This window comes from Rhodovarius sp. (assembly GCF_040399605.1).
GTDB classification, from domain to species: Bacteria; Pseudomonadota; Alphaproteobacteria; order Acetobacterales; family Acetobacteraceae; genus Rhodovarius; species Rhodovarius crocodyli_A.
In genome coordinates this window covers 106,208-117,845 of sequence record NZ_JBBARU010000002.1, presented here as the reverse complement: position 1 = coordinate 117,845, position 11,638 = coordinate 106,208, and the positions used below count along the sequence as shown (strand labels likewise).

10 protein-coding genes are annotated in these 11,638 nt (G+C 67.6%); 5 read left to right on the top strand and 5 right to left on the bottom strand.

Annotated elements, in window-relative coordinates:
• Positions 1 to 10: 10 nt before the first annotated feature.
• A complete protein-coding gene (locus ABWP84_RS01590) occupies positions 11 to 1,123 on the bottom strand; it encodes a tetratricopeptide repeat protein (RefSeq protein ID WP_353210236.1) in 1,113 nt (370 codons plus the stop codon).
• Between the two features lie 80 nt (positions 1,124 to 1,203).
• Between ABWP84_RS01590 and ABWP84_RS01585 the strand changes: the two genes are divergently transcribed.
• The 5 genes from ABWP84_RS01585 (at position 1,204) to ABWP84_RS01565 (ending at position 6,588) form a co-directional block, all read left to right on the top strand.
• Positions 1,204 to 2,295 (top strand): malate/lactate/ureidoglycolate dehydrogenase, encoded by a 1,092-nt coding sequence (locus ABWP84_RS01585; RefSeq protein ID WP_353210235.1) that lies wholly within the window; start codon positions 1,204 to 1,206, stop codon positions 2,293 to 2,295.
• The gene (locus tag ABWP84_RS01580; RefSeq protein ID WP_353210234.1) at positions 2,292 to 2,981 is read left to right on the top strand and encodes a hypothetical protein; all 690 of its coding nucleotides are present in this window, start codon (positions 2,292 to 2,294) and stop codon (positions 2,979 to 2,981) included. The genes ABWP84_RS01585 and ABWP84_RS01580 overlap by 4 nt, the downstream gene beginning before the upstream one ends.
• Positions 2,982 to 3,042: 61 nt before the next feature.
• On the top strand, positions 3,043 to 3,987 hold the full coding sequence (locus tag ABWP84_RS01575) for a tripartite tricarboxylate transporter substrate-binding protein (RefSeq protein ID WP_353210233.1): 945 nt from the start codon (positions 3,043 to 3,045) through the stop codon (positions 3,985 to 3,987).
• A gap of 67 nt (positions 3,988 to 4,054) precedes the next feature.
• Positions 4,055 to 5,035 (top strand): tripartite tricarboxylate transporter substrate-binding protein, encoded by a 981-nt coding sequence (locus tag ABWP84_RS01570; RefSeq protein ID WP_353210232.1) that lies wholly within the window; start codon positions 4,055 to 4,057, stop codon positions 5,033 to 5,035.
• Positions 5,032 to 6,588 (top strand): ABC transporter substrate-binding protein, encoded by a 1,557-nt coding sequence (locus ABWP84_RS01565; RefSeq protein ID WP_353210231.1) that lies wholly within the window; start codon positions 5,032 to 5,034, stop codon positions 6,586 to 6,588. The genes ABWP84_RS01570 and ABWP84_RS01565 overlap by 4 nt, the downstream gene beginning before the upstream one ends.
• A gap of 132 nt (positions 6,589 to 6,720) precedes the next feature.
• Here the strand turns inward: ABWP84_RS01565 and thiD are convergent, their stop codons facing one another.
• From thiD to ftsH, 4 genes are read right to left on the bottom strand one after another with little or no spacing between them, the layout of a single operon-like run.
• Positions 6,721 to 7,509 carry a bifunctional hydroxymethylpyrimidine kinase/phosphomethylpyrimidine kinase gene (gene thiD, locus ABWP84_RS01560; protein WP_353210230.1) on the bottom strand — a complete coding sequence of 263 codons (789 nt, stop codon included), beginning with the start codon at positions 7,507 to 7,509 and terminating at the stop codon, positions 6,721 to 6,723.
• Positions 7,506 to 8,858 carry a phosphoglucosamine mutase gene (glmM, locus tag ABWP84_RS01555; protein WP_353210229.1) on the bottom strand — a complete coding sequence of 451 codons (1,353 nt, stop codon included), beginning with the start codon at positions 8,856 to 8,858 and terminating at the stop codon, positions 7,506 to 7,508. The genes thiD and glmM overlap by 4 nt, the downstream gene beginning before the upstream one ends.
• A gap of 9 nt (positions 8,859 to 8,867) precedes the next feature.
• Positions 8,868 to 9,644: a dihydropteroate synthase gene (gene folP / locus ABWP84_RS01550; RefSeq protein ID WP_353210228.1), complete on the bottom strand. Its 777-nt coding sequence runs from the start codon at positions 9,642 to 9,644 to the stop codon at positions 8,868 to 8,870.
• 38 nt (positions 9,645 to 9,682) lie between these two features.
• Positions 9,683 to 11,611, bottom strand: coding sequence for an ATP-dependent zinc metalloprotease FtsH (gene ftsH, locus ABWP84_RS01545; protein WP_353210227.1), 1,929 nt, complete (start codon positions 11,609 to 11,611; stop codon positions 9,683 to 9,685).
• Positions 11,612 to 11,638 lie beyond the last annotated feature (27 nt).

Genomic DNA, 11,638 nt, shown 5'->3' with positions numbered 1-11,638 from the left:
GCGCAGGGCGTCAGGCCCGGAGCGCTGCAGCGGCGCGTGCCACCGGGCCGGCCCAGTCACCGGCCTGGGTCTGTCGCAGAAGGGTCATGCCTGGATACCAGGGTGTAGCCTCGCCATGCAGGCCCCAGCGCCAATCCGGGACCCAGGGCAGCAGCACCCAGCAAGGCACGCCCAGCGCGCCGGCCATATGGGCGATGGAGGTATCCACCGTCACCACAGCATCGAGCGCAGAGAGCATCGCCGCGGTCTCGGCCAAGTCTGCCATGTCCGGCCCCCAATTCATGTCCAGCAGCGCCTCTGGCGGGATGCCGCGCAGGGGCGGGCGTTGCAGCCCCACCGTCACGGCGCCCTGCCCGGCCAGCGGCAGCAGGGCCGCCGGCGGCAGCGAAGGCTGGGCATCCTGCGGATGGGTCGCCCTCCCCTCCCAGCACAGGCCGACGCAGCGGTCACCGCGCGGCCGGCGGCGGCGCCAGATCGCCGCGCGGGCAGGTTCGGGGCGCAGATAGGGCACCACCGCGCCCAAGGAGGCGGGCGGCTCGCCCAACAGATGCGCGAGGCTGCCAATCCAGGCGAACTGGTCGAAGCCCAAAGGGTTGATCTGGCCAGTGACCGAAGCGATGCCATGCGCGCGGCAAAATGGCTCCAGCAGCAGGTGCAGCGGCGGGGCGCAGCCAAAGGTGACGGCCGCGCCGGAGCGTGCCGCCGCGGCCGGCAGGAAACGGACGAATTGGACCACGTCGCCGATGCCCTGCTCGCCCAATATCAACAGCCGGCGCCCGGAGATCGGTTCGCCCTGCCAGAACGGCACGGGCAATTGGGCGAAGCCCAGGCTGGGCAGCAGCCGGCGCGCCTCCCAGCCCGGCCAGCCGCCGGCGTGGTCACCCAGCAAAAGCCGCACCAGGCCGGCGTGATGCGCGCCCAGATGCGGCGTGGGGTGGGCCCTGCCCGCGGCCTCCAAGGCGACCAGCGCCTGCTCCAGCTGCCGCTGGTCGTGCAGCGCCTTGCCAAGGCCATGAAGCGCCTTGGCATGCGCCGGCTCGGCGGCAAGGATGCCACGGAAGATGGCCTCCGCAGCGGCGGCGTCGCCTCGGTTGATCGCCGCGATGCCGGCTTCGATCGTCACAACCACCCAGCCAGCCTACCGAAAGCCGCAGCCTGCGGCAACGGCTTCACAGAGCCGGGAAAATCAACCAGAAAGTTGTCATGGCCAGCACCGATCTCCTGATTCCCGCCGCCCTGCTCGAAGATGTGGTGAACCGCATCTTCCTCGCCACCGGATGTTCGCAAACCGAGGCCAGGCGCATCGCCACCCATCTGCTTGGCGCCAATCTCGCCGGGCATGACAGCCATGGCGTGGTGCGCGTGCCGCGCTATGTCGAATGGCAGGAGGAGGGTTTTGTGCTCGCTGGCCAGCAGGCCTCGATCATTTCCGATGGCGGCGCCTTTGTGCTGCTCGATGGCCATTATGGCTTTGGCCAGACGGTGGCCAAGCAAGCGACCGATTTGGCGATTGAGCGTGCGCTCGCCAATGGCTCCTGCATCATGGGGTTGCGCAATGCCGGCCATATCGGCCGGGTGGGCGATTATGCCGAGATGGCGATCGCGGCCGGGTTGATCTCGGTGCATTTCGTCAATGTGGCGGGCAGCGTGCTGGTGGCGCCGTTTGGCGGCACCGAGCGGCGGTTTTCCACCGCGCCCTTCTGCGTGGGCGTGCCGCTGCCCGAGGGGCCGGTGCTGCTGGATTTCGCCACAAGTTTCGTGGCCGAGGGCAAGGTGCTGGTCGCCAGCAATGGCGGCAAGGCGCTGCCCGAGGGCGCGCTGATCGAGCCCGATGGCAGGCTCTCTTCTGACCCGCATACGCTGTATGGGCCTTATGAATCGGTGGGCCCGCGCAATCCCTCGCTGGGGGCTGGCGCCATTCGTGCCTTTGGCGAGCATAAGGGCTCGGGGCTGGCGATGATGTGCGAATTGCTGGCCGGGGCGCTGACCGGCGGCGGCACCTCGGGGCCGGTGGGTGCGCGTGGGCGGATCACCAATGGCATGTTCTCGATGTTCTTCTCGCCGCAGCATTTTGGCGATTTGGCGACTTTCCACGCCACCGCGCGCGAATATGTGGCCTGGGTGAAGGGCTGCGCGCCGGCCTCGGCCGATATGCCGGTGCTGGTGCCAGGCGAGCCTGAGGCCGCGCGGCGTGCCGATAGGCTGAAGAATGGTGTGCCGCTGCCGGCGGAAACCTGGGCCAATATCGCCGCCACCGCGCATCGGCTCAACGTCACGGTGCCGAACCAGTTGTGAGCGATATCGCCACCAACCCGATCTATCAGGCCTATGCTGCGGCGCGCAGCGCCATTCTGACCGGGGCCTCGAAGCGCATTCCCGCCGCCTCGGCCGCCAGCCAGGGCCGGGCGCTGGGGCTGTGGGATGGCAAAAACCCCGCGGTGAGCGCCGATGCGCAATTGGCCCTGCTGCTGGATCTGGGGATTTTCGCCCCGGTGGGCGAGCATCGCCCGGCGCTGGAGCGCGAGGTGCGGATGAACCAGCCCCCGCCGGGCAGCGAGGCGGCGGGGGTGCTTGAGGCCTTGCAGCGCACCCGCATCACGCTGTTTCGCGTGGCTGGCCCGCATCCTGAGGGTGGCGTCTGGGTGGATGACATGCTGCGCGGCATGGCGGTGCATTTATGGGATGCCGGGCTGGCCCGGCCGGGGCAGGAGGGCACGGGGTTTGGCGGCCGCCTCATGCCCTTTGATGGTTTTGAGATGACCTGCGGTGTGCTGGCGCCGCTCTCCGATGGGGTGATCGATGCGCTGCTGGGCTTCCCGCAGCCTTTGGGGCCGCTGCCGACGGTGATGCCGCTGCTCACCCCTCCCGCCGCTGAGGATATCGCCACCCTGCGCGAGGCTGCGAAACAGCCGGATTTTCTGTTGAAGCTGTATCGGGCCTCGCTGGCCTCGGGGCTGATGGGCGAGCCGCCTAAGCGCTGAGTTCACGCCATAGCCACGGCGCCGTCATCCGCGCGCAACATGGGCAGGTCAGGCGGGAGAGATGAAACGTCGCGCCCTCCTTGCCCTTTTCCCCTCCGCCGCTCTTGCCTTCCCCGAGCGTGCGATCACCCTGGTTGTGCCCTTCGCGGCTGGTGGCTCGACTGATATTGCCGCCCGGCTGCTGGCTGAACGGCTGACCGGCCTTCTCGCCACCCGGGTGGTGGTGGAAAACCGCACCGGCGCGGGCGGCGCTCTGGGCAGTGAGGCGGTGAAGCGGGCGCCGGCCGATGGCCATACCCTGCTCTTCGCCTCGGCCAGTTCGCATGGCGCCAACCCCGCGGTGTTCCGTGACCTCTCTTATGATGCGGTGGCGGATTTTGCGGCGGTGGCCCTGACGGGGGTGACGCCGCTGGCGCTGGCTGTGCCGCCGGGCGGTGCGCGGGATGTGGCGGGTTTGCGCGCGCAATTGGCCGATGGCCGCGGCGCCTATGGCTCGGCCGGGGCTGGCAGTATTACCCATCTCTCCTCGGAGCTGTTTCTGCAGCGGGCGGGGCTGCGGGCGGAGCATATTCCCTATCGCGGGGGTGCGCCGGCGCTCGAGGCCCTGGCGCGCGGCGAGGTGCCCTTCGCCATGGACACGCTGGCCGGGGTGGCGGGGCTGGCGGCTGATGGCCGCATCCGGCTGCTGGCGCTGGGCACGGCGCGGCCTGCCCCCGCCTACCCGCAATTGCCCACGCTGGAATCACAGGGCCTGGGGCCCTATGACCTCTCGACCTGGAACGCCATGCTGGCACCAGCCGGCACGCCGCCGGCCAGGGTGGCGGCGCTGGCCCAGGCGGTGCATGCGGCGCTGGCCGAACCGGCCCTGGCCGCCCGGCTGGCCGCGCTGGGGGTGGAGGTGCCCCCACCCACAGGCCCGGCCGCCACCCAGGCCTTCATCGCGGCAGAGATCGCGAAATTCCGCGCGGTGGCGGATGCGGCAGGGCTGCGGCTCGAGCGCCCCTGAGGCACGTTGCGCATCACCCCCGGTTGCTGCTTTGATCTGGGCAAGAACAATTCGGGGAAATTCCTTTATGCTGCGCCGCCACCTGCCTGCCGCCCTGACCGCCATGGCCCTACCGGCCCTGGCCCAGAGTTGGCCGGAGCGCCCCATCACCTTGATCAGCGGTTTTGCCCCTGGCGGCTCTACTGATATTGCCTGCCGGCTTATCTCCGAGCGCTTCGCCCACCATATCGGGGGTGGCGCACGGGTGGTTGTGGAAAACCGGCCCGGCGCCTCGGGGACGGTTGCGGCTGATTGGTTACGTCGGCAATCACCTGATGGGCATACCATCATGCTGGTCGAGGTCTCCTCGCACGCCATTGCCCCTGCCGCGTTGCAGGGCGGCACGCCATTTGACCCGGTGGGGGATTTCACCCAGATCGGCATGGTGGGCACGGCACCCATGGTCTTCATCACCTCGCCGCGCTTCCCCGCCAATACCGCGGTGGAGGCCATCGCCCGGCTGCGGGCGGCGCCGCGCGACACCTATACCTATGCCACATCGGGCGTGGGCAGCATTCCACAATTGGGCGCTGAGATGATCGGGCTGCGCCTCAACACCCGCTTCACCCACCTGCCCTATCGCTCGGGCGGGCTGATGCTGACCTCGATCTACCAGGATGAGGGCAATTTCGGTGTCTCGGTGCTGGCCAGCGCGGCCGCGCAAATTCGCGATGGCATGGTCAAGGGCCTGGCAGTGACGAGCCGCGAGCGCTTCCCCGCCTTCCCTGATATCCCCACCCTCGCCGAATCCGCGCTGCCGGATTTCGAACTCACGACATGGAACATGATCATCGGCCCGCCACGCATGCCGCCGGCCATTCTGGCGCGGCTGAATGCGGCGCTGAACCTTGCCACTGCCGAGCGGGCGCTGGCCGAGCGCTTTCTCACCGCGGGTGTGGTGATGTGGAACCGGCCCAATACGCCCGATACCACCCGCGCCTTTCTGCAATCGGAGGTGGAGAAATACCGTGACCTCGTGGCCCGCACCGGCTTGAGGCTGGAGCGATGATCCGCGCGATTGCCCTGGCGCTGAGCCTGGCGCTGCCCGCCGCGGCGCAAACCCTGACCATGGGGGTGGGGGCGGCGGTGACCAGCATCGACCCGCATTTTCATAATCTCGGCCCCAACAACGCACTCACCATGCATATCTTCGACCGGCTGGTGGAACGCGACGGCCGCGCCCGCCCCCAGCCAGGCCTCGCCACCGCTTGGCGGGCCGTGGATGATACGACCTGGGAATTCGCGTTGCGCCCGGGCGTGACCTGGCATGACGGCCGGCCCTTCACCGCCGATGATGTGGTCTTCACCTTTGCCCGCGTTCCCAATGTGGCGAATAGCCCGGGCAGCTTCATGGGCTTCCTGCGGCCAATCACCCGCGTTGAGGTGATCAACCCGCTGCTGCTGCGCATCCACACCGCCGCGCCGCACCCGCTGCAGCCGCTCGACCTCGCCTCGGTGTCCATTGTCGCCCGCCACGCCGCCGAGGGGCTGGGCAGCGAGGATTTCAACCAAGGCCGCGCCGCCATCGGCACCGGCCCCTATCGGCTGGGGGCCTATCGCTCGGGCGAGCGCGTGGAACTGATCCGCAACGACGCGTTCTGGGGCGAACGCGAACCCTGGGCGCGGGTGGATTACCGGATGATCCTCAATGATGCATCCCGCACCGCGGCCATGTTGGCCGGCGATGTGGACATCATTGACCAGATCCCAACCTCCGACCTGGCACGGCTCAAGCGGGACCAGCGGCTGGTGGTGACGGAAATCGCCAGTCTGCGCACCGTCTATATGGCGCCCGATCATTCGCGCTCCGGCCCCAGCCCCTGGGTAACCGACAACCAGGGCACACCGCTGCCGCAAAACCCATTCCGCGACGCCCGGGTGCGCCGCGCGCTTTCACTGGCCATCAACCGCAACGCGCTGGTGGAACGCGTCATGGAAGGTGCCGCGGTGGCCAGCGGACAATGGCTGCCGGAAGGCGCCTTCGGCTATAATACGGCGGTGCAGCCAGACCGCTTCGACCCTGAAGCCGCCCGCCGCCTACTGGCCGAAGCGGGCTTCCCCGAGGGCTTTCGCCTCACCGTGCACACGCCCAATGACCGCTGGCCGAATGACAGCCGGCTGACCCAGGCCGTGGCCCAGATGTGGAGTCGCATAGGTCTGCGCGTCACGGTGGACGCCATGCCCTTCACCGCCTTCGTCCCTCGCCGGGCGCGGGTCGAATTCGCCATGCAAATGGCCGCATGGGGCTCTTCGACCGGCGAAGCCTCGAATTTCCTGGTCAATACCGTCAATACTTTCGACCGCCAGCGGCTGACAGGGGCAAATAACAACGCCCGCTACTCCAACGCCTGGTTCGACGATATTACCGCACGGGCATCGGCCACGATGGATGACCGGGCGCGCGAGGCGCTTTGGCACGAGGCCACCGCCCGCTACGCTGAAGAACTGCCGATGCTCCAGTTGCTGCAACTCACCAATAGCTGGGCCATGCGGCGCGGCCTGACGCATGACCCCCGCATGGATGAGCGGACATTGGCAATGGGCGTGCGGTCGGGGCGGTGAGGCGGGCATCCGCGCGCTTGTGATAAGGGGCGCGGCTGTCGCCTTCCTACCCTTGGTTTAGAGGCTGTTCAGTGCGCCTTGGCTCACTGCACAGGCTCTAAGCGCCCCTGGCGGGATAGGCACTCAAACCTCTCACCACCGTGCCGAATGGTCCAAAGGCCCATGGCCTTGCCCATATCCCGGTGCGTTCAGGATCGCAGCCCGGACATAAGAGCGGGCCCGAGAGGTGGCATCCTCCAGCGCCATGCCCTGGGCGAGGCCCGCGGCCAGGGCGCTGGCCAGGGTGCAGCCGGTGCCATGGGTGTGGCGGGTGGCGATGCGCGGGCTTTCGAAGCGGGTTGTGCCGGTGGCGCTGACCAGCAGGTCCACCAATACCGGCCCTTCCATATGGCCGCCTTTCAGCAAGACGGCGCGCACCCCCAGGCTCAGCAGTTTTGTCGCCGCCGCATGCATATCCGCCTCATCACGGATGGTGATGCCGCAGAGCACCTCGGCCTCGGGGATATTGGGGGTAATGATGCTGGCAAGTGGCAGCAATTCGGCCCTCAGCGTGGCCACCGCATCCTCGGCCAGCAGGCGATGGCCGCCCTTGGCCACCATCACCGGGTCCGCCACCAGCGGCACCGAGGGGGCGAGGGCGCGGAGTTCGGCGCAGACGGCGAGGATGGTCGGCACATCATGCAGCATGCCGGTCTTGATCGCATCGGCGCCGATATCCTCGAGCACGACGCGGATTTGCTGGCGCAGGAAGGGGGTGGAGACGGCCTCGATGCCATGCACGCCCAGCGTGTTCTGCGCGGTTAGGGCGGTGATGGCGGTGGCGGCGAAGGCGCCCATGGCGCTGACCGATTTGATATCGGCCTGGATGCCCGCGCCGCCGCCGGAATCGCTGCCGGCGATGATGAGAACCCGGCCCTTCATGCCACTGTCGCCCGGCGGATGGTGGCGAGGAGGCGCTCCATGGTGGCTTCGAGCAGCACCTCATCCTCGGCCTCGGCCATGACGCGGATGACGGGTTCGGTGCCGCTGGCGCGGATCAGCACCCTGCCCCGGCCGGCTAAGGCGGTTTCCTCGGCGGCGATGGCGGCCACCACCTCGGGCATGCGGTGCGGCGCGCCGCCGGCATGGCGCACATTGACCAGTTTTTGCGGCAGCGGGTGGAAGCGGCGCAGCGCGGCGGAGGCCGGGCGGCCCTCCTCCACCAATACGGCCAGCACCTGCAATGCGGCCACCAGCCCATCGCCGGTGGTGCCGAAATCGCTCATGATCATGTGGCCGGATTGCTCACCACCCAGGTTGCAGCCGGCCTCACGCATGCGCTCGCCGACATAGCGGTCGCCCACCGCGGTGCGGTGGAGGGCGAGTTTCTTGGCGGCCAGATGGCGCTCCAAGCCCATATTGGACATGACGGTGGCGACGACGGCCTCGCCGGTGAGGCGGCCTTCGGCCTGCCAGCGATCGGCGATGAGTGCCAAAATCTGGTCGCCATCGACGACATTGCCGAGTTCATCGATCAGCACGAGACGGTCGGCATCGCCATCGAGGGCGATGCCGAGATCGGCGCGGCGCTCGCGCACGACATCGACCAGCGGCGTGGTATGGGTGGAGCCAAAGCCCTTGTTGATGTTGAAGCCATCGGGCGAGACGCCGATGGAGACCACCTCGGCGCCCAATTCCCACAAGACGGTGGGCGCGACCTTATAGGCCGCGCCATGGGCGCAATCGACGACGATGCGAAGCCCCTCCAGCGTTCGGCCGCGGGGGAAGCTTTGCTTGGCGGCCTCGATATAGCGGCCGGGGGCATCTTCCAGCCGGCTGGCGCGGCCGAGTTTTTGCGGCGTGGCGTGGGCTGGGGAGAGGTCACCCGCCATCAGCGCCTCGATCTCGGCCTCATCGGCATCGGAGAGCTTCAGGCCCTCGGGGCCGAAGAGCTTGATGCCATTATCCTCATAGGGGTTGTGGCTGGCGGAGATCATCACGCCCAGATCGGCGCGCATGGAGCGGGCGAGCAGGGCAATGGCTGGGGTGGGCAGCGGGCCGACCAGCACGACATCAATGCCGGCGGAGACGAAGCCCGCGGTCAGCGCCGCTTCGAGCATATAGCCCGAGAGGCGGGTATCCTTGCCGATGATGACCCGGTGGCGATGATTGCCGCGGTTGAAAAAGCGCCCCGCCGCCTGGCCAAGGCGCAGCGCCGTGGCGGGGTCCATGGGCGCGCGATTGGCGGTGCCGCGGATGCCATCGGTGCCGAAGAGTTTGCGAGGGCTCATGGAAGATGTTTAGGCGGTTTCGCCGGCGCCGTGAATGGCGGCCCAGACGGCCAGGGCCTGGCGGGTTTCGGCCACATCATGCACCCGCAGCCAGGCTACGCCCGCATCGGCGCCGGCCAGGGCGGCGGCGAGGCTGCCGGGCAGGCGCTGCTCCACCGGTGCGGGGGAGATTCCCGAGATGAAGGATTTGCGCGAAGCGCCGAGCAGCACCGGCAGGCCTTGCGCCACCAGGGCGGGCAATGCGCGCAGTAGGGCCAGGTTTTGCGGCAGGGTTTTGCCGAAGCCGATTCCGGGGTCGAGGCAGATATCGCAGATGCCGGCGTGGCGCAGGGTTTTGGCGCGGGTGAGGAGGAAATCTCTCACCTCGGCGACCACATCGGTATAGGCGGTTTGCGCCTGCATGTGGCGCGGGTCGGTGCCCGGCATATGCATGATGATGACGGGCCAGCCGGATTGCGCCGCCACCTCCAGCGCCGCTGGGTCATGCCGGAGGGCGGTGACGTCATTGACCACCCGTGCACCGGCTGCGAGCGCGGCGGCCATGGTTGCGGCGTTGCGGGTATCGATGCTGATGGGGATGAGGGGGGCGAGGGCCTGGATGACCGGCACGACCCGGGCGATTTCCTCGGCGACCGTGACGGGTGTCATGCCCGGGCGGGTGGATTCGCCGCCAATATCGAGCATATCGGCACCGGCGGCGATCAGCGCCCTACCACGCAAAATGGCCGCCTCGACCGGGCGGCCATCGCCGGAAAAACTATCCGGGGTGACGTTGAGAATACCCATCACCCGGGGCATGCGGCCCCGGGGGAAGCCTGCGAAACTCAACCGCCCGAGGGTTGCGGCGCGAAGCCGCCGGTATCGGGACGGGGGTTGGGCCGGCCTGAGGAGGGCACCGAGCCGCGGCCCTGGTTGATCGGCTCATCGGGGCGGTTGCGCACCACCGGTTCGCCACGCAGCACGGTGCGGATTTCATCGCCGGAGAGGGTTTCGTATTCCAGCAGGCCCTGGGCGAGGGCTTCCAGCTCGTGCTTGTTGTCGGTCAGGATTTGCGTGGCGCGGGCATAGGCCTTGTCGATGATGTTCCGCACCTCGCTGTCGATCGCCCGGGCGGTTTCCTCGCTGACATTCTTCGACTGGGTGACGCTATGGCCGAGGAAGACCTCCTGGCTGTTATCGCCATAGGCGACCATGCCGAGCTTATCGCTCATGCCCCACTCGGTGACCATCATGCGGGCCATATTGGTCGCCATCTTGATGTCGCCGGAGGCGCCGTTGGAGACCTTGTCGGATCCGAAGATCACTTCTTCGGCGACGCGGCCGCCCATGGCCATGGCCAGTTCGGCCTTCATCTTGGATTTGTGCTTGGAATAGCGGTCACCCGCCGGCAGGCTCATCACCAGGCCCAGCGCGCGGCCGCGGGGGATGATGGTGGCCTTGTGCACCGGGTCGCACTCTTCCTCATGCATCGCCACCAAAGCGTGGCCGGCCTCGTGATAGGCCGTCATGCGCTTTTCATCCTCGGACATGACGAGGGAACGGCGCTCGGCGCCCATCATCACCTTGTCCTTGGCGTGCTCGAACTCGGCCATGCCGACCGTGCGCCGGCCGGTACGCGCGGCCAGCAGGGCGGCCTCATTCACCAAGTTTGCCAGATCAGCACCGGAGAAGCCTGGAGTGCCGCGGGCGATGGTTTTCGGGTCAACATCGCTCGCCAGCGGAACCTTGCGCATATGGACGCGCAGGATCTTCTCGCGGCCATTCACATCGGGGTTGGGCACAACCACCTGACGGTCGAACCGGCCGGGGCGGAGCAGCGCGGGGTCGAGCACATCGGGGCGGTTGGTGGCGGCGATGATGATGACGCCTTCGTTGGATTCGAAGCCGTCCATCTCGACGAGCATTTGGTTCAGCGTCTGCTCGCGCTCATCATTGCCACCGCCGAGGCCCGCGCCGCGATGGCGGCCCACGGCGTCGATCTCATCGATGAAGATGATGCAGGGGGCGTTTTTCTTGCCCTGTTCGAACATATCACGCACGCGCGACGCGCCTACGCCGACGAACATTTCGACGAAATCCGAACCGGAGATCGTGAAGAAGGGCACATTCGCCTCACCAGCGATGGAGCGGGCCAGCAGGGTCTTGCCGGTGCCGGGGGGGCCTACCAGCAGCACGCCCTTGGGGATCTTGCCGCCCAGGCGCTGGAATTTCTGCGGGTCACGCAGGAATTCGACGATTTCTTCAAGTTCGGACTTCGCTTCCTCGATGCCGGCGACATCCTCGAAGGTAACGCGGCCCGATTTTTCGGTGAGCAGCTTGGCCTTGGATTTGCCAAAGCCCATGGCCCGGCCGCCGCCGCCCTGCATCTGGCGCATGAAGAACACCCAAACGCCGATCAGCAGCAGCATGGGGAACCAGGAGATGAGAATCTGGAAGAGCGGGTTCTGGTCGCTCTCGATAGGCCGGGCCACGACGCGCACGCCCTTCTCGGTCAGGCGGGCGACCAGGCCAGGGTCGGAGGGGGCGAAGGTGGCGAAGCTGCGGCCATCGGTCAGGCTGCCCGAGATGTTGGGGCCCTGGATGGTGACGTCGCGCACATGGCCAGCGCCCACCTCATTGAGGAAATCGCTATAGGCCACCTGCATTTGCGCGCGGTTCGCCGTGCCACCTGAAGGCTGGAACAGGTTGAACAGCGCCACCAGCAGCAATGCCACGATGACCCATAATGCTAAATTCCGGCCGAAATTGCTCACAGCTTCTGGTTTCCTATCACCCGCATG

Excerpts from the sequence above, each read along its gene's own strand:
- ABWP84_RS01585 (WP_353210235.1), top strand. The coding sequence starts at position 1,204 with ATGGCCAGCACCGATCTCCTGATTCCCGCCGCCCTGCTCGAAGATGTG.
- ABWP84_RS01575 (WP_353210233.1), top strand. The coding sequence starts at position 3,043 with ATGAAACGTCGCGCCCTCCTTGCCCTTTTCCCCTCCGCCGCTCTTGCC.
- ABWP84_RS01570 (WP_353210232.1), top strand. The coding sequence starts at position 4,055 with ATGCTGCGCCGCCACCTGCCTGCCGCCCTGACCGCCATGGCCCTACCG.
- ABWP84_RS01565 (WP_353210231.1), top strand. The coding sequence starts at position 5,032 with ATGATCCGCGCGATTGCCCTGGCGCTGAGCCTGGCGCTGCCCGCCGCG.
- thiD (WP_353210230.1), bottom strand. The coding sequence starts at position 7,509 with ATGAAGGGCCGGGTTCTCATCATCGCCGGCAGCGATTCCGGCGGCGGC.
- glmM (WP_353210229.1), bottom strand. The coding sequence starts at position 8,858 with ATGAGCCCTCGCAAACTCTTCGGCACCGATGGCATCCGCGGCACCGCC.
- folP (WP_353210228.1), bottom strand. The coding sequence starts at position 9,644 with ATGGGTATTCTCAACGTCACCCCGGATAGTTTTTCCGGCGATGGCCGC.